Source organism: Thiomicrorhabdus immobilis (assembly GCF_021654855.1).
GTDB classification, from domain to species: Bacteria; Pseudomonadota; Gammaproteobacteria; order Thiomicrospirales; family Thiomicrospiraceae; genus Thiomicrorhabdus; species Thiomicrorhabdus immobilis.
On sequence record NZ_AP024202.1, the window covers coordinates 1,126,621 to 1,143,265 of the forward strand.

16 protein-coding genes are annotated in these 16,645 nt (G+C 44.6%); 4 read left to right on the forward strand and 12 right to left on the reverse strand.

Annotated elements, in window-relative coordinates; translation table 11 throughout:
- Positions 1 to 23: 23 nt before the first annotated feature.
- From L6421_RS05040 to metG, 11 genes are all read right to left on the reverse strand, one after another.
- Complete coding sequence (locus L6421_RS05040; RefSeq protein WP_237264207.1) at positions 24 to 527, reverse strand: ribonuclease H family protein; 504 nt, start codon at positions 525 to 527, stop codon at positions 24 to 26.
- Between the two features lie 42 nt (positions 528 to 569).
- Entirely contained in the window at positions 570 to 1,487 is a 918-nt protein-coding gene (locus L6421_RS05045) for a sulfurtransferase (protein ID WP_237264209.1), read from the reverse strand.
- A gap of 66 nt (positions 1,488 to 1,553) precedes the next feature.
- Positions 1,554 to 1,985: a DUF1841 family protein gene (locus L6421_RS05050; protein WP_237264211.1), complete on the reverse strand. Its 432-nt coding sequence runs from the start codon at positions 1,983 to 1,985 to the stop codon at positions 1,554 to 1,556.
- Positions 1,986 to 2,047: 62 nt separating this feature from the next.
- Positions 2,048 to 2,680 (reverse strand): endonuclease III, encoded by a 633-nt coding sequence (gene nth, locus L6421_RS05055; RefSeq protein WP_237264213.1) that lies wholly within the window; start codon positions 2,678 to 2,680, stop codon positions 2,048 to 2,050.
- 40 nt (positions 2,681 to 2,720) lie between these two features.
- Positions 2,721 to 3,446 carry an electron transport complex subunit E gene (locus tag L6421_RS05060; RefSeq protein WP_237264215.1) on the reverse strand — a complete coding sequence of 242 codons (726 nt, stop codon included), beginning with the start codon at positions 3,444 to 3,446 and terminating at the stop codon, positions 2,721 to 2,723.
- Complete coding sequence (rsxG, locus tag L6421_RS05065; protein ID WP_237264217.1) at positions 3,439 to 4,086, reverse strand: electron transport complex subunit RsxG; 648 nt, start codon at positions 4,084 to 4,086, stop codon at positions 3,439 to 3,441. The genes L6421_RS05060 and rsxG overlap by 8 nt, the downstream gene beginning before the upstream one ends.
- 8 nt (positions 4,087 to 4,094) lie before the next feature.
- On the reverse strand, positions 4,095 to 5,129 hold the full coding sequence (locus tag L6421_RS05070; protein WP_237264219.1) for an RnfABCDGE type electron transport complex subunit D: 1,035 nt from the start codon (positions 5,127 to 5,129) through the stop codon (positions 4,095 to 4,097).
- Positions 5,126 to 7,501: an electron transport complex subunit RsxC gene (gene rsxC / locus L6421_RS05075; protein ID WP_237264220.1), complete on the reverse strand. Its 2,376-nt coding sequence runs from the start codon at positions 7,499 to 7,501 to the stop codon at positions 5,126 to 5,128. Before rsxC ends, L6421_RS05070 begins: the two co-directional genes overlap by 4 nt.
- Entirely contained in the window at positions 7,502 to 8,086 is a 585-nt protein-coding gene (gene rsxB / locus L6421_RS05080; protein WP_237264223.1) for an electron transport complex subunit RsxB, read from the reverse strand. It abuts the gene before it with no gap.
- An 8-nt stretch (positions 8,087 to 8,094) separates the two neighbouring features.
- Positions 8,095 to 8,670: an electron transport complex subunit RsxA gene (gene rsxA, locus L6421_RS05085; RefSeq protein ID WP_237264225.1), complete on the reverse strand. Its 576-nt coding sequence runs from the start codon at positions 8,668 to 8,670 to the stop codon at positions 8,095 to 8,097.
- A gap of 37 nt (positions 8,671 to 8,707) precedes the next feature.
- The gene (metG, locus tag L6421_RS05090) at positions 8,708 to 10,828 is read right to left on the reverse strand and encodes a methionine--tRNA ligase (protein WP_237264227.1); all 2,121 of its coding nucleotides are present in this window, start codon (positions 10,826 to 10,828) and stop codon (positions 8,708 to 8,710) included.
- Positions 10,829 to 11,158: 330 nt separating this feature from the next.
- Between metG and L6421_RS05095 the strand changes: the two genes are divergently transcribed.
- Entirely contained in the window at positions 11,159 to 11,473 is a 315-nt protein-coding gene (locus L6421_RS05095; RefSeq protein WP_237264229.1) for an STAS domain-containing protein, read from the forward strand.
- Positions 11,474 to 11,611: 138 nt separating this feature from the next.
- Here L6421_RS05095 and apbC read toward each other — a convergent pair whose 3' ends face one another.
- Complete coding sequence (gene apbC / locus L6421_RS05100) at positions 11,612 to 12,736, reverse strand: iron-sulfur cluster carrier protein ApbC (RefSeq protein ID WP_237264231.1); 1,125 nt, start codon at positions 12,734 to 12,736, stop codon at positions 11,612 to 11,614.
- 341 nt (positions 12,737 to 13,077) lie between these two features.
- Here apbC and mutL point away from each other — a divergent pair, with 341 nt between their 5' ends.
- From mutL to hfq, 3 genes are all read left to right on the forward strand, one after another.
- On the forward strand, positions 13,078 to 15,018 hold the full coding sequence (gene mutL / locus L6421_RS05105) for a DNA mismatch repair endonuclease MutL (RefSeq protein WP_237264232.1): 1,941 nt from the start codon (positions 13,078 to 13,080) through the stop codon (positions 15,016 to 15,018).
- A gap of 61 nt (positions 15,019 to 15,079) precedes the next feature.
- Positions 15,080 to 16,057, forward strand: a complete 978-nt coding sequence (gene miaA / locus L6421_RS05110; RefSeq protein ID WP_237264234.1) for a tRNA (adenosine(37)-N6)-dimethylallyltransferase MiaA — start codon at positions 15,080 to 15,082, stop codon at positions 16,055 to 16,057.
- A 259-nt stretch (positions 16,058 to 16,316) separates the two neighbouring features.
- On the forward strand, positions 16,317 to 16,583 hold the full coding sequence (gene hfq / locus L6421_RS05115) for an RNA chaperone Hfq (protein ID WP_375540384.1): 267 nt from the start codon (positions 16,317 to 16,319) through the stop codon (positions 16,581 to 16,583).
- Positions 16,584 to 16,645: the final 62 nt, after the last annotated feature.

Consider the following 16,645-nt stretch of genomic DNA (forward strand, 5'->3'; position numbering starts at 1 on the left):
CGGCGGCTCATTCAATACAGGGCTTAATAAGAGTGTATACGATGGATTACCGCATCTCGCGCTAATTGGTCGGCGATAGTGTTACCTTGGTTGCCATTATGTCCCTTGACCCATTTCCATTCGACATCTAGGTGTTGGGTTAAGTTGGACAAGCTTTGCCATAACTCTTTGTAAACCACGGTTTTACCTGATTTAACTCGCCATTGGTTTTCACACCATAAGGTGTATTTCTGGGTTAAACCTTCGATGATAATCCGAGAGTCGGTATAGAGTGTCTTACAAGACACCGGGCTTTTAGAAGCGGCTTTATTTTGGCTTTGAATATACTCTAAGGCTTTACGAGCCGCAGTCAATTCCATTTCCAGACTGGAAGTATGGCGTTGCCAACCTGAGTTACGGTAAATCTCTTCATCATTTTGAAATATGACCAATCCCCAACCTCCGATGTCCTGCTTTTCAAAGTAACCTCCATCGGTATAGATGGCAAACTTTTGGGAAGCGGCAGGGTGGGTTTGGTTTAACGACATGTTTTGTTCTATCTCCTAAAATCAGAAGTTCAGGCTCAAGGCCTAGGGTTGCATGCCAAGTTTCAACGGCAATGATTGGTCAATGCTGTACTCTTGGATGGAGCCATCATAAAGTTTGACGTTTTCAAACCCTAAACTTTTAAGCATGGTAAAAGAGCGAGACGCTCTATGTGCGGTGTTGCAATACACAATAATAGGTTGCTTTAGGTCATGGACACTTTTCGCCGTTAATGCATGTAACAGCTCTTCATCCGAGTATTGTGTGAAACCTTCTTGGATATTTACCGCTTTAGACCAATCAAACCATAATGCACTCGGAATATGGCCGCTACGCTTCTCTTTTGCGCTACCTTCATACTCTTCTTTACTGCGGCTATCAATTAAGACGGTTTCAGGGTCTTTGATTGCGGCAAGCACTTCTGCCTTGTTGGCGGTCAAACTATCGGTTGAGGTTTTGGCAGGAACCTTATAGTTGGTTTTTTGGGGACGTTGTGGCGGTGTCTGGGTCACTTTATTGCCAGCCAAGATCCAGCTGACAATACCACCGTCAAGGATATTGACGTTTTTATGGTTGAGTTTCTTAAGCTCCCAATAGAGGCGACTTGACGCCAAGCCTCCCATATCATCGTAAATCACAATGTGGTCGTCATTGGTAAAGCCTAATTGGGAAAGTACATTTGCCATATAGTCAGCACCGCCACTCAACGCCAGGCCGTTTTGTGGTTTGATTAGCCAGTTATAGCTAACCCAGATTGCACCGTCTAAATGAAATTTTTGGAAATTGGCTTTATCACTCATATCGATGAGCTTGACTTCAGATTGATGATTTTTTAACCATTTTCCTGAAACAAAGACCGAATTATCCGCCGCTTGAGCACCGCTGGTAAGCAAAAAACTGAGTAGCAGTAGTTTGCCATAGCGTGATGCCGCTAAAGTGAAAACCGTTTTGAATGTAAACATAGCAGCGTCCTTTGGTGTTTTTGAAAGCATTTGGCTAAAAAGTTGATGGTTACAATGGTTGCTTAATCATTTAAACAGTAATTGGCGTAAGCAGGCTAGGTAAGCTTGTTCATCCGGCTCTATTTGATCACGCTGTGCCACCCAAAGCGATTCGGCTAAACAGTCCATCATGGCGTGTTCGGTTTTGTGGACATCTCCTAAACGTTCACCGAGCTGTTGATAAACCGCCTGAATACCTGCAGGTCTATCCATTGAGACCTGTTCTTGTAAACCCAGATGCATCCCCATGTGTAAAAACGGGTTGGTTTCACCATCTTCTGGTTTGTACTCGTTGCCGAGGTGATTTTGGTTTTGTAGCATGGCATGATATTCTGGGTGCAATTCAATGACTCTGGCCACCATGGTTTCCATTGCATCCAGCGGTAAGCCATGTCGGGCTTTTTGCCATGTATCAACGTAAAACTGTCTGAGTTTGTCTCGTTCTGAGGTATAAAACATATAATCTTTTAAACTCTTTTTTAAATCTTTTTTAAACCTACCAGGCCTGGTCGTTTGGTTTGTTACTCGGTTTTTTCTTTAAATTCGCATAAGTCATAAATACAACACGCCCCGCAACGTGGCTTTCTTGCCGTGCAAGTATAGCGACCATGAAGAATCAATAGATGGTGAGCGGGAATCAAGTATTCTTTAGGAACATTCTTGAGCAATTTCATCTCAACTTCCAACACGTTTTTACCCGGGGCAATTTTGGTACGATTTGAAACACGAAAAATATGCGTGTCTACCGCCATTGTCGGATGTCCAAAAGCGGTATTTAAAACCACATTCGCGGTTTTGCGTCCCACGCCAGGTAGCGCTTCTAACGCCTTGCGATCATCCGGGACTTGAGAGCCATGTAGCTCGATCAACATCTTACAGGTCTTGATGATATTGGCGCCCTTGGTATTAAATAATCCAATGGTTTTAATATACTCTTTTAACCCTTCTTCACCCAATGCGTAAATGGCCTCAGGTGTGTTGGCAACTGGAAACAGTTTATCGGTGGCGATATTGACGCCCTTATCGGTCGCTTGAGCGGAGAGAATGACCGCAATCAACAACTCAAATGGACTTGAATAGTTGAGCTCTGTCTCCGGATTGGGAATCGCTTCACTTAAACGTTGAAAAATCTCTAGACGTTTGGCTTTGTTCATAACGGGTTGTGCTCAAAAGCGGTTAAAGAAACAATCGCCATTATTTCATTACCATCGGGGTAACGGAAACCTGGATACCCAATTGGTTTTGTTGTTTAGCGACTTTTTTAGCATCCAGCATGTTTTTGAAGGCGATGAGTAACCCCAATCCAATAAAGGCGCCAGGAGGCAGGATTGCCAGTAAAACGCCTTGGTAGTCATCGCCAAAATGGATTGTCCAGCTACGAGCGCTTTCACCGAACATCAAATAGGCTTGATCAAACAGGGTGCCATTACCAATCATTTCTCGTAACGCCCCTAACAGCACCAGTACAAACATAAATCCTAGCCCCATAAAGAAACCGTCCACAATGGCTTTGTCTATTTTGTTTTTTGAGGCATAGGCTTCAGCACGTCCTAAAATGGCGCAGTTGGTTACGATAAGGGGAATAAAGATACCTAAAATGCCATGCAAAGTATGGAAGTAGGCGTTCATCAATAAATCGATGATGGTGACCATGGTTGCGATGATAGCGATGAAAACCGGGATACGGATTTCATCGGAAACATGATTACGAATCGCCGAAACCAAAGCGTTGGAAAGCACTAAAACCAATAGTGTCGCCAGTCCTAGACCAAGACCGTTGATGGTATTGTTGGAAACCGCTAAAAGAGGGCATAGTCCAAGTAATGCAACCAAGGCTTGGTTGTTTTTCCAAAGTCCGTTTTCAACAATGATTTTATAATCTTGCCAAAGTGACTTTTTCTCAGTTGTGACTTCACTCATATAAACGCTCCCCTAAATCATTGACCACAAGCAACGCATGCTTCACCGCTTCTACCACCGCTCTTGGAGTGATCGTGGCACCGGTGAATTGGTCGAAGTCGCCGCCATCTTTTTGTACCGCCCAGCGAGGATCGTTATCCTCCCTTACATTACGGCCATCAAACTCCAAAACCCAGTTGCTTTTGTTGATTTCTATTTTATCCCCCAGGCCAGGGGTCTCTTTATGTTTGATTATACGTACTCCAGAGATTCGACCATCTGGATAGACAGCAATCAAAATATAGATATTGCCAGAATAACCATTTGGGGCGATGGCACTGAAAATAGCGCCGGCAGGTTGCTGGTTTTTATACGCTCGATAGACCGTGACCGGTTCAGAGCTACCTAAAAGCTTGAGATAGGCAGGGTCTTTGATAACCAAGGTGTCTTGTAGCGGATCATTATCATACCGATTTTGAGGTAGAACTTGAGCAAAGGTATTGAGCAAGGTCTCCCTTTCGGCTTTTTCTATTTCTGGTCCAGTCAAAGCCCGAATACTCAACAGTAGAATGATACTGATAAAAACAAACAGGGTGAGTTTGCCTGCCGAACTGAACATGGTTTTGAGCAAGTTTTGAGTGCTTTTGCTGTTTGCTGTCATATCATCACCTAGCGTTTATGGCCAAATACACGAGGCTGGGTGTACTGATCAATTAAAGGTACGGCAATGTTCATCAGCAGAATGGCAAAAGCGATGCCATCTGGAAAAGCCCCCCAATTACGGATGACATAAACTAAAACACCCACCCCGCAGGCATAGATGAATTTACCCTTTGGTGTGGTACTGGCGGTAACCGGGTCGGTAATAATGAAAAAAGCCGCCAACATGGTTCCGCCACTTAAGAGTGTGAAACTCATCGGAGGGTAGAGGTTGGGGTCGATTTGATTGAACACAAAACTGATTAATGCCAGGGTTCCTAAAAAGCCAACCGGGAATTGCCAGCTGATGGTGCGGGTAATGATCATCCAAATGCCGCCGACCATAAAGGCCACGTTAACCCAGCCCCAACTTGAAAGTCCCCATAAACTGCTTTTTGATTCACTTCCCAACGTATCTATCACAGTTAACCCTTGAGAAAGTCCTGTTCTTACTTCATTTAAGGGAGTCGCACCGGTAATGGCATCCAAGTTTATACCGGGGATTTGTCCAGTGAAAATATAGTACGCTGAGTCGATAAAGCTCAAGGCGTGACCACTCAACTCAGTAGGCAAAGTCCATTGCGTCATCTGTATTGGAAAGGAGATCAATAAAAAGGCATAACCCAACATGGCGGGGTTGAATGGGTTGTAACCAAGGCCACCGTATAGGTGTTTACCAAATATCAGTGCAAAGGCACTACCCGTTACAATCACCCACCATGGCGCTTCCGGCGGAATACAGAACACCAGACCCGTTACCGTGACCAAAGCACTCATATCGGTAATAAAAGGCATAACTGGACGGCCGCGCAATCTCAGCATGACATATTCAACAACAATCAGGGTCGCAACCGCTAACATCCACTGCACGACAATTCCAAAACCGAAGAGGTAGATGTGGGTCATCAGGGCCGGAAACGCCGCAACCTGAACCTGCAACATCACTTTACGGACGTTTTGGTTATTGTGAGTATAGGGTGATGAGGTTAGATGCGATGGAGTCACGGGTTGTCATCCTCAGAGTTGTTTTGGGCGCGTTTTAAGGCTGCTCTTTCTGCGGCCTTTTTGGCCGCATTTTTAGCCGCATTGGCTTTTGCCAATTGCATCGCTTGTTGTTTTTTGTCTGCTTGAGCCTGGGTATCATCAGTATCAACCATCCCAGCCGTTTCGCTATCCGATTCAATTTCTGTTGCTTGCTGGGTTTCAGCTTTGCGTTTTTTGGCTGCCGCTCTGGCCGCTTGCATAGCCGCTTTACGTACCGCCTCTTTTTTAGAAGCGGCGCTTGGTTCCGTGGTTTCGGTTAAATCCTGCGCTTGGTCGGCAACAGGTTTAATCTCTTTTGGAGTGGAAGCCGTTTGTTCACTGTTACTTTTTAACGATGAATTGTCCTGTTCGGCCTTTTTGGCTAGGGCACGTTTTTTAGCCGCAGCCATCGCTGCGGCTTTGGCAGCTTGCTTAGGATCTTTTTTCAGAGGTGATTCTGCCAAAGTTGCTTCTTGCTCAGTCTTTTGAGCAGCCTCTTTAGCGGTATCTTGAATATCCGAATTCGCAGTTTTAACGGTTTGTTCACCCTGTTCGGCTTTTTTGGCTAAGGCACGTTTTTTAGCCGCTTCCATCGCCGCTTTTCTTGCCGCATCTTTTGGGGTTGTTACCGAACCATCCTCATTGGTAGCTTGAGTAGCGGCTTGTTTAGCGGCCTCAATCGCTTTACGGCGAGCTGGTGGGATATTATCAGTTGATGCATTATCACTGTCGACTGCTGTGTTTTTAGCCGCCGCTCTTTTGGCTGCTGCGGCCTTAGCGGCAGCGGCTGCCGCACTGGCGGCTTTAGGTTTGCTCGCCGCCGTTTCTGTCGGAGTGTTAGAAGCCTCTTTGGCCGCTTGTTGCTTAACGGCATCTTTTTTGGCTTTTAAACGCGCTTCACGTTCTTGTTTTTCGCGTTCAATTCGAGCCAATTTGAATTCATGACGCTGCTTGGCAAGTTCAACCGCTCTCTCTTCGGCATGCATCTCTTTAATTTCAGACTTGGCATGGCGATAATATTGCACTAGAGGAATGTGGCTAGGGCAGACGTAGCTACAACATCCACATTCGATACAGTCAAAAACGTTAAGTTTTTCCACCTTATCGAATTCATGGGCTTGGCTATGCCAGTACATCTGTTGTGGTAACAGGTTGATTGGACAAGCATCCATACACTCTCCGCAACGGATACATGGCATTTGCATCTCGGTTGGTTCAGGAGGGTTGGCTAAAATACAGTTGGTGGTTTTGATGACCGGTACTTGGTTGTCTTGCACCTTGAAGCCCATCATTGGACCCCCCATAATCAACGGATAGTTCAATGGGGCTTTCGGCGAAGCGGCATTGGCCAAGACCTCAAAAGGTGTACCGATTAGGGCATGGATATTGAATGGCTTGGCCAGTCCTAAGCCGGTCACACTCACTAGGCGTGAAGTGAGAGGTTCACCAAAACGAACCGCTTTGTAAATGGCCGCATAGGTTGCCACATTCATCATCAATAAACCAATGTCGACAGCGTGCGCTTTGCTTGGCATCTCGATACCGGTCAATTCCTGGGTCAGTTGTTTTTGCCCACCCATCGGGTAGACGGTCTCAACCACAATCACTTCAACGATACTGCCTTTTGCTGCGTTTTGCATGGCTCTTATGGCGGCGGGTTTATTGCTTTCGATGCCGCAAAGCACTTTATCGGAGCCTAAGGCTTTAGCGGTAATTAAAGCGCCTTGGATAATCGCATCCGCTTCAGTTTGCATCAATAAATCATCGCAGGTGATGAATGGTTCACATTCCGCACCGTTGATTAATAAGGTATGGATTTTGCCAGACTCGTTCGGTATTTTTGCATAAGTCGGGAAACCTGCTCCCCCCATGCCGACAATTCCGGCATTCAGAAGAATCTCTTTCAATTCTGCTGGCGAGGTTGGTGAATCTCCCGAAACCTTGAGAGCATTTTCAATGCTTGTATCCAAGTGATCCGGTTTGATAATGATGGCGATATCTTCCAGGCCGGATGGATGAGGGAGGGTATAGCTGGCGATGTCCTCAATAACCCCGGAAGTCGGGGCATGAATCGGGACAATCAAAGCTTTATTGGCATCTTTAGATGAACGTGCGATCAATTGGTTTTTTTTGACTTTTTCCCCAACTTTGACCAGTAACTCTGCCGGTTGGCCAACTTGCTGTTGCAAAGGCATGATTAAACGCTCAGGAATGATTGGCGAGCGGATAGGTTGGCTTGCGGAAAGCTCTTTACTGTATTTTGGAAAAATCCCGCCATTGAAACTGTGTAACCAACGTTTTGCTTGCGGATAAATGGGCGCAATGGCTTTAACAATACTGGTAAAAACAGACATTTAAGAAGGTTCTCCAGTTGTATTGCCCGTTGTACTGGCCGTTGAATTGGCTTTTTGAGCTGGTTCAGGCCATTTCCAATTGCGGGTCGAAACCGGAATAGGGCGCATCTCAATACAATCAACCGGACAGACCGGCACACACTTCTCACAGCCGGTGCACTCTTGTTGGATGACGGTATGCATCAGTTTCGTGGCTCCCAATATCGCATCGACCGGACACTCTTTAATACATAAAACACAGCCTATACAAAGATCTTCGTTAATGTAAGCAGTCTCTTTGGGTTTATTCTCTTCTTCTGGAGATTCCATCTCTTTAGGTTCAAGTCCGGTGATTTCCGCGATTTGAATCATGACTTCCGTACCACCCGGTACACACAAGTTGACTTCTGTCTCGCCATTGGCAAGTGCTTCAGCGTAGGGTTTACAGCCGGGAAAACCGCATTGTCCGCATTGGGTCTGAGGGAGGATTTTATCAATACGTTCAGCCACGGGATTACCTTCGACTTTGAACCGTATTGAGGCATAACCCAATAACAGGCCAAATAGAATGGCTAACCCTACAAAGATGACAATCGCTTCTAACATAACTCTGCCTACACCAATCCGCCAAAGCCCATAAAGGCCATTGACATTAAACCGGCGGTAATCAAGGCAATAGGTGCACCTTTGAAAGGCCCAGGAACATCCGCCACATCGACACGTTCACGAATAGAGGCAAATAACACCATAACCAAGGTGAAGCCGACCGCTGCACCAAAGCCGTATACGGCCGAGGCGATAAAGTCGTTTTTTTCACCAACGTTCAATAGAGCCACACCTAAAACAGCGCAGTTTGTGGTGATTAAGGGGAGGTAGATACCCAACACTTGATAAAGTGCAGGGCTGGTTTTGTGGATGGCCATCTCTGTAAAACCGACTACCGCCGCAATCGCCAAGATAAAGGCGATTGTTTGCAGGTACTCAAGGCCAAATGGCTGAAGCAGATAAGTGAAAATCAGATAACTTAATACCGATGAAAGGGTTAACACAAAGGTTGTGGCCAATCCCATTCCTAATGCCGCATCGGTTTTCTTGGAAACCCCCATAAAAGGGCACAAGCCTAAAAACTTTACCAAGACAAAGTTATTGACCAGTACGGTGCTGATTAGAATGAGAACATATTCTTGCATTAAGTTGATTTCCTTGTTGGGATTCTACCAGGCCTGGTTACTTCACTCTTTGGCCTGGCTTGGCTCCATCGTCAGGCGACAGGATGTATAAATCACTACCACCAGGACCCGCGGCCAAAACCATGCCTTCTGACATGCCAAAACGCATTTTACGTGGAGCTAAGTTAGCAACCATTACGGTGAGTTTACCGATTAAGTCCTCAGGTTCATAGGCGGATTTAATTCCTGCAAACACTTGGCGTTGCTCTAAACCGATGTCTAGGGTCAACTTTAACAGTTTGTCCGCCTCTGGAACCGCTTCAGCATTGACGATTTTTGCGATACGTAAATCGATTTTAACAAAATCATCTATGGTGATTTGCTCAGCAATCGGGTCAATTTCGGAATTTGCCGCAGTAGCCGCTGACTTTTCTGGTTGTGCGACTTGTTTAGCGGTCTTGATTTTAGGCTTTTTATCGTCTTTTTTACCATCAGGTGCAGAAGAGGTATTGGCTAAAGATTCTGCTGAAGCCTCAATCATCTTTTCAATTTGTGGCATTTCCAAACGTGTCAGCAATGCTTTGAATTTGCTGATTTCGTGGCCCATTAAAGGTTGTTGGACGGCACTCCACTCCCAGGCATCCAGGTTTAAAAACTCACGCGCCTTATCTGCGGTGTCAGGAATGACTGGCGCCAAATAGCTCATCAATACTCGGAACAGGTTGATGCCCACACTGACCGACTCCAGCAGTTCAGCTTCCTTGCCTTCTTCTTTAGCCAACACCCACGGAGCGGTTTCAGCAATGTATTCGTTGGCTTTGTCCGCTAAGGCCATGATTTCACGCATGGCATGGCCATACTCACGTTGTTCATACAGTTGTGCAATATTTTCGGATTTATCGGCAAAAGATTGGTATAAAGCGCTGCCTTCATTAGACCAATTGCTGGCCAATTTACCATCGAATTTCTTAACCACAAACCCGGCACAGCGGCTTGCGATGTTAACCACTTTACCGACTAAATCTGAGTTGACACGCTGGGCAAAGTCTTCAAGGTTCAAGTCGATATCATCAATGCGTGCAGATAATTTTGCGGCATAGTAATAACGCAAGTATTCAGGGTTCAAATGCTCAAGGTAGGTTTTAGCCATAATGAACGTACCACGAGATTTAGACATTTTTTGGCCGTCAACAGTCAAGAAACCGTGGGCAAAAACCGCATCCGGCGTTCTAAAGCCTGCGCCAGACAACATGGCCGGCCAGAATAGGGCATGGAAGTTGATGATGTCTTTACCGATAAAGTGATATAGCTCTGTTTTTGAATCGGCTTTCCAATATTCGTCAAAGTTTAAACCGGATTTGTCGCAGTAGGCTTTAAAACTCGACATGTAGCCAATCGGCGCATCCAGCCAAACATAGAAAAACTTATCTTTTTCTCCCGGGATTTCAAAGCCAAAATAGGGTGCATCACGAGAGATATCCCAACCACGAAGTCCAGATTCCAGCCACTCATCCAGTTTATTGGCGATTTGCGACTGCAAGTGCCCGGCATGCGTCCATTCCTTAAGCATATCTTCAAACTGTCCAAGTTCAAAGAACAGGTGGTCGGTCTCTTTTTCGATTGGGGTTGCACCTGAAACCGCTGACTTTGGATTGATCAAATCAGTCGGGCTATAGGTGGCACCACACACTTCACAGTTGTCACCATATTGGTCTTCGGCCTTACATTTTGGGCAAGTCCCTTTAACAAAACGGTCAGGCAAAAACATCTCTTTTTCAGGGTCGTAAGACTGCGTGATGGTTTTGCGCGAAATATAACCTTTAGCATTAAGCTGGTTATAGATGTATTCGGCAAATTCTTTGTTTTCAGGCGAGTTTGTACTGTGGTAGTGGTCAAATTTGATATTGAAGCCAGCAAAGTCAGTTTGGTGTTCTTCAGAAGATTTGGCGATTAATTCTTCCGGAGTGATGCCTTCTGCTTGCGCTCTAAGCATGATGGGTGTGCCGTGAGCATCGTCCGCACAGACATAGGTACATTCATTGCCACGCATTTTTTGAAAACGCGACCAGATATCCGTTTGAATATATTCAACAAGATGGCCAAGGTGAATTGGACCATTGGCATAAGGTAATGCACTTGTAATGAGGATTTTTCTTGGGGCTGTTTGCACTTCTGACATTGTTGGGTTTCCACTTTCCTAATTAGGTTTTAAGCGCGGCTTTTTAGGATGAGTTTTATTAGCGATTTTTATATGAAAATTTACAGGTAAATAATACAAACGGAAAAACGCTAAAGACGCCTGTGCTTAATATCTTTAAATAAGCCGGATATTATATTGTTTTTTCCTGTTTTTGTATGGATTGTTTGCATTAAACTGAGTAAGTTATAATGTGGTTTGTAAAAAAATGCTAAAGCTAGGTAAAGAAGGTTTTTTGATTTCTACTTCAGGTATGCTTTATTTCAAAGTCTGTGAAAATTCAGCTAATAAAACAAAAAAGAAGAATGTTTGATGGGTATGGTGGCTAAAGAACAAGATGGGGTGGTAACGATTCAACTGGGCGGCAGTTTTGATGTTAGCCAGTATGAAAAGTTTAAAACCATATGTAAGAAATATGATTCCAGTGAAAATCGTTTTAAGATAGATTTTGCAAAAACCCTCTATATGGATAGTTCAGCTTTGGGTATGTTGTTGCTTCTGCGAGAGCAGACTAAGGGTGATAAAGAAAGAGTTAAGCTGGTGAATGTAAGCGGCACGGTGAATAAAATACTTGAGGTGGCACACTTCAATCAGTTGTTTACCATTTGTGAAGATGGTGCGGATTAATCACCTGTTCGGATTAACCTTTAGGGTATAAGACATAAGAAAGTAAAAAAGAACACAAAAAGGCCATTTAATCCAGTCTAGAGATTAAATGGCCTTTTTTATTTTTGGGTTTGAGCCAATTCTAAAGTTAGGTGATTATTAGTTGTTTTGAATCACGATGTTTGGGAATACATTGGCATAGTTGCGTTTTTTAATGCCAACTTGAGCACTGATTTTATGCGCTATGTGGCGGTATTTTTGGGCGATTTCACTATTGGGTTCAGCCGTTACGGTTGGTTTGCCTTGATCAGCTTCTTCACGAATACGTTTGTCCAGCGGTAACGCGCCTAAAAACTCCACTTTATATTCCTTAGCCATGTTTTCACCGCCGTGTGCTCCAAAAATCGCCTCTTCATGACCACAGTTGCTACAGATGTGGGTGCTCATGTTTTCAATAATGCCAAGCACCGGAATTTCAACTTTCTCAAACATTTTCAAGCCTTTTTTGGCATCAATCAACGAGACTTGCTGCGGAGTGGTCACAATCACAGAGCCGGTTACCGGTATTTGTTGGGAAAGGGTAAGTTGAACATCACCTGTTCCAGGCGGTAGGTCAATCACAAGATAGTCCAAATCATCCCAGTTGGTCTCTTTCAATAGCTGGGTTAGCGTTTGTGTCACAATCGGGCCGCGCCAAATCATCGGTGAATCTTCTTCAATCAAGGCGCCGATTGACATGACCTGTAAACCATAGGCCGACAAAGGTTGCATACTTTTACCGTCTATTGAAACCGGCTTGCTGGTGATATTGAGCATGGTCGGGATGCTCGGACCATAAATATCGGCATCCAATAGACCAACATTGGCGCCTTCTTGTTGCAATGCTAAAGCGATATTTACCGAAGTGGTCGATTTCCCGACCCCACCTTTGCCTGAAGCAATGGCAATGATGTTTTTGATATTAGGAAGCGGGGAGACACCTTTTTGCGCATCGTGCGCGACGATTTTGGTGGCAAATTTTATCTCTACCGATTCAATTTCATCCAACTGTAAAAGTTCATGTTTGATGTTTTGTTCGATGCTTGGCCATAAGCTTTTGCAAGGGTAAGGCATGCTGACAGTCAGTTTTAGATGGCCTTTTTTGAGCTGCAAGTCTGAAAATGCTTTTAGGCTATCCAGGTCCTGTTTTGTCATCGGATCGCTACAGGCCTTGAATTTATGGCTCAGTTTTTCTTGTAATTCGGCGGAAATGCCATTGCCAAAAAGAGAATTGAGAATGCCCATGTGTTTACCTTTGCATTGTCTGCATTAAATTGATTAGAAGACTGACTATTTTAACAGTTATGCTGCTGATAAAAAGGCCATAAATTACAAGGGAACTTTGTTTAAGCGGTTTAATGAAAAGTTTTGGATGGGTTAATGTGATGTTATTGGGATGGTCAACGGTTTTTTGATTCCGTTTTTTTAAAGCCACCAGGCCTGGTTGTTTGTCGGCGTAAGGTGGATGGTGCGGCTATCTAGTTTTGATTAGCTTTGTTAAACGTTTATTGACTGTCTTTGGTGTTATAATCTTTGCCAATTTTTTATTGTATTTGTTGTGTAGACAAAGGATTCTCAGGCGTTTAATGAGACAGAATATTGAACAACTCCCAAGTTATTTAGCGGATCAGATTGCAGCGGGTGAAGTGGTCGAGCGCCCTGCATCGGTAGTCAAAGAGTTGCTGGAAAACGCACTCGACTCAGGCGCTTCTCAAATTGAGATATTGATTGAGGAAGGCGGTGAGAAATCGATTGTGATTTCCGATAATGGTTATGGCATTCCCAAAGATGAATTGTTGTTGGCGGTAAGTCGGCACGCCACCAGTAAAATCAAGACGGGCTCCGATTTGGCGGCAGTGGCGACCCTAGGGTTTCGTGGTGAAGCCTTAGCGAGTATCAGTTCGGTTTCACGTTTTGAGATTGTCAGCCGTCATGAGTCGGATTCGGCTGCCTGGAAATTATCAGCCGAGGGCGAGGGGGCGTGGGCAATGCCACAGCCTACAGCCGGAAAGGTCGGTACTCGAGTGACCGTAAGCGACCTGTTTTTTAATACTCCGGCACGGAAAAAATTCCTACGCAGTGCTAAAACGGAGTTTTCACAAATCGACCAGCTGGTGAAGCGAGTGATGCTGAGTCGACCGAATGTTGGTTTTAAGCTGGTGCATAACCAAAAAGTGGTTAGACAAGTTTTTGCGGTTGATGATGAGGTCAGCTTGCAAAAGCGCTTGAGCCAGTTGATGGGGGCGGTGTTTGTTCAGCAGTCTTTAGCGATTGCTTTTGAAACCCAAGATATAAAATTATCTGGCTGGGTGGGATTGCCCACATTCAACCGTAGTCAAACCGATATGCAGTATATCTTTGTGAATGGTCGTATCGTTCGTGATCGTTTGCTCTCTTATGCGGTAAAACAAGCTTATGCCGATGTGCTTTATCATGGACGTCATCCTGCATATCTGATTTTTATCGAGATGCCTCATGATTTGGTGGATGTGAATGTGCATCCCGCCAAATACGAGGTGCGTTTTGCCAATGGTCGCTGGGTATATGACTTTTTACGCCGTAGTGTTCGAGAAGCGGTCGCTAAGCCGGTGGTTTCCGAAACCGGGACCGGCGCTTCGTTAGAGTCGATAATGCACTCAGGTGGCGATGTGTCTTCGGCAACGCCGAACTACTCGCTGTATTCTAATGGGCGTCAGACGCAAAATTCCTACACCCAAGAAAACATGAGTTTTCAAGCGCCAATCGATTCGTTGGAGAGTTCAGCGGGGTTCAGTGGTTTTGGGGGGAGTGCTTCAGTCGGCGCTGGTGGGAGTTATAATGCGACTTTGGCGGACATTATCCAGCAACGCCGTCAAGACGGTGGTGTGGCCCACTCTTTTGGTGTGTCTGAAAATGGTGCCGAATATGGCGGAGGTCAAAACTCTGATGAACAGAATGCAAATATGCCTATGTTGGGTTTTGCCAAAGCGCAGCTGCATGGGGTTTTTATCTTGGCTGAAAATCAACAAGGCCTGGTCTTGGTGGATATGCATGCCGCCCATGAGCGAGTGGTTTATGAACGATTTAAAAAGCAATGGCAAGCAGACCGTTTGATCAGCCAGCCGTTGTTGGTACCAATGGCGATGGCATTTGAGCAATCCCAAATTGCTGTTTGGGAAGAGTATCAAGAGTTGTTTGAAAAGCTTGGTTTTGAGCTTGAGGCGCTTGGTCCAGAGCAGTTGAAAGTGACCGCCGTTCCTGTTCTGTTGGCGAAAAGTGATATAGCAGGCTTGGTGAATGACATGATTGCCGATTTAGCGGTGGCAGGGCAAACTCAGCAAGTAGAAGAACGCATTAATGAGATTTTGTCGACAATGGCGTGCCACGGCTCGGTTCGCGCCAATCGCCAGTTGAGTATCGCTGAGATGAATGCTTTATTGCGTGAGATGGAAATAACCGAACGTTCGGATCAATGTAACCATGGGCGACCAACTTGGGTACAACTTTCGATGGACCAGTTGGATAGTTTGTTTATGCGCGGTCAGTGATGTCAGAAGAAAACAGATAAGTTCATACACAACAGCAAAAAAATAGAAAGCAAAGGCAAGCATGAATCCAGAATATCAAAACTTAGTCACGCAGTTGATCGCCAAAAAGCAATGTTTGGCAATCATGGGGCCAACCGCATCAGGTAAAAGCCAGCTTTCTATGCTGTTGGCTGAAATTCTGCCGATTGAAATCATTAGTGTCGATTCCGCTTTAATCTACCGTGATATGGATATCGGTACAGCCAAACCAACCCAGGAAGAGTTGGACTTGGTGCCACACCATTTGATTAATACCCATGATGCTTCGGAAACTTATTCTGCTTCTGAGTTTGTTGATGATGTGAATCGTTTGGTAGCGGAGATTTTTGCCCGTGATCGACTGCCTGTTTTGGTTGGGGGGACGATGATGTACTTCAATGCGTTACAGCAGGGGATGTCAGATTTGCCGTCGGCTGATGAAGTTATAAGAGAAAAGTGGTTGCAGATTTGGCATGAATCCCCCGGCTTGTTGCACGAAAAGTTGTTGGATATCGATCCGGAGTCGGCTCAGAGGATTCATAAGAATGACCCGCAGCGTTTAATTCGAGCGATTGAGGTGTATGAGATTACAGGCAAGACCTTAACTGAATTTAGAGCGCAACCTAAAAAAGGCCTGCCGGATTTTGAACTAATCAAGATCGCCTTGATTCCAGAAAATCGAGCCAAACTCCATAAACAGATTGAAAAACGTTTTTTGCAAATGATTGACTCTGGCTTTTTGCAGGAAGTAAAAGGGCTTTATGAACGTGGTGATTTAAATGAAGAGATGACTTCGATTCGTAGTGTCGGTTATCGCCAGGCCTGGTTGTTTATGGATGGCGAATATGACTATGACACTTTTGTCGATAAGGGGGTGGTGGCAACAAGGCAGTTGGCGAAGCGGCAGTTGACTTGGTTGAGAAAAGAGCCGGAAGTAACGATTATCGACCCTTATCAAACCACACCGGCTGAACGGGTCAAACAAACGCTTGATTTGCTAAATTCAAAAGTTACGGATTAGTGAATTTTGAGCTGAAAATGGCGGCTTATTTGAAAATGGTAAGTAATAATAACCAGTGTGTTTTATCTGTAAATAAAACTAATTGATATAGAGAAATTATAGCGGTGTGGTATGCTTCTCGCTAAACTTATTTCTGGCTGGATTAAACGGTTAAAATATCGCGGGATTTTCAGCTATCGAACAGCGACGTGGATTGAATAAGTTCCATAAAAAAAATAACAAAAAACTCGAAATAAAAATAATAAAAATAGGAATCATCATGGAGAATAAAAAAGTGGCTAAAGCATTGCCAATCCAAGACCCATATTTGAATGCGTTAAGAAAGGAACGTATCAGCGTTTCAATCTATTTGGTCAATGGTGTAAAGCTACAGGGTAAGGTGGATTCGTTTGATCAATTTGTCGTGCTTTTAAGAAGTAATGTCACACAAATGGTTTATAAGCATGCGATTTCTACAATTGTGCCAATGCGTGACCCAAAACCTTATGAGTCTTTTACTGAAGATAATGAAGCTGTCGAAGCTTAATTAGTGATTTGATAAGTTAAATTAAATTCTATTTTTGTAAGTTAATTCCATTAACAGTTTTC

Coding starts and splice junctions, on each gene's coding strand:
- mutL (WP_237264232.1), top strand. CDS start 13,078: ATGAGACAGAATATTGAACAACTCCCAAGTTATTTAGCGGATCAGATT.
- rsxG (WP_237264217.1), bottom strand. CDS start 4,086: ATGACAGCAAACAGCAAAAGCACTCAAAACTTGCTCAAAACCATGTTC.
- metG (WP_237264227.1), bottom strand. CDS start 10,828: ATGTCAGAAGTGCAAACAGCCCCAAGAAAAATCCTCATTACAAGTGCA.
- L6421_RS05095 (WP_237264229.1), top strand. CDS start 11,159: ATGGGTATGGTGGCTAAAGAACAAGATGGGGTGGTAACGATTCAACTG.
- hfq (WP_375540384.1), top strand. CDS start 16,317: ATGGAGAATAAAAAAGTGGCTAAAGCATTGCCAATCCAAGACCCATAT.
- apbC (WP_237264231.1), bottom strand. CDS start 12,736: ATGGGCATTCTCAATTCTCTTTTTGGCAATGGCATTTCCGCCGAATTA.
- L6421_RS05040 (WP_237264207.1), bottom strand. CDS start 527: ATGTCGTTAAACCAAACCCACCCTGCCGCTTCCCAAAAGTTTGCCATC.
- L6421_RS05045 (WP_237264209.1), bottom strand. CDS start 1,487: ATGTTTACATTCAAAACGGTTTTCACTTTAGCGGCATCACGCTATGGC.
- miaA (WP_237264234.1), top strand. CDS start 15,080: ATGAATCCAGAATATCAAAACTTAGTCACGCAGTTGATCGCCAAAAAG.
- nth (WP_237264213.1), bottom strand. CDS start 2,680: ATGAACAAAGCCAAACGTCTAGAGATTTTTCAACGTTTAAGTGAAGCG.
- rsxC (WP_237264220.1), bottom strand. CDS start 7,501: ATGTCTGTTTTTACCAGTATTGTTAAAGCCATTGCGCCCATTTATCCG.
- L6421_RS05050 (WP_237264211.1), bottom strand. CDS start 1,985: ATGTTTTATACCTCAGAACGAGACAAACTCAGACAGTTTTACGTTGAT.
- rsxB (WP_237264223.1), bottom strand. CDS start 8,086: ATGTTAGAAGCGATTGTCATCTTTGTAGGGTTAGCCATTCTATTTGGC.
- L6421_RS05060 (WP_237264215.1), bottom strand. CDS start 3,446: ATGAGTGAAGTCACAACTGAGAAAAAGTCACTTTGGCAAGATTATAAA.
- rsxA (WP_237264225.1), bottom strand. CDS start 8,670: ATGCAAGAATATGTTCTCATTCTAATCAGCACCGTACTGGTCAATAAC.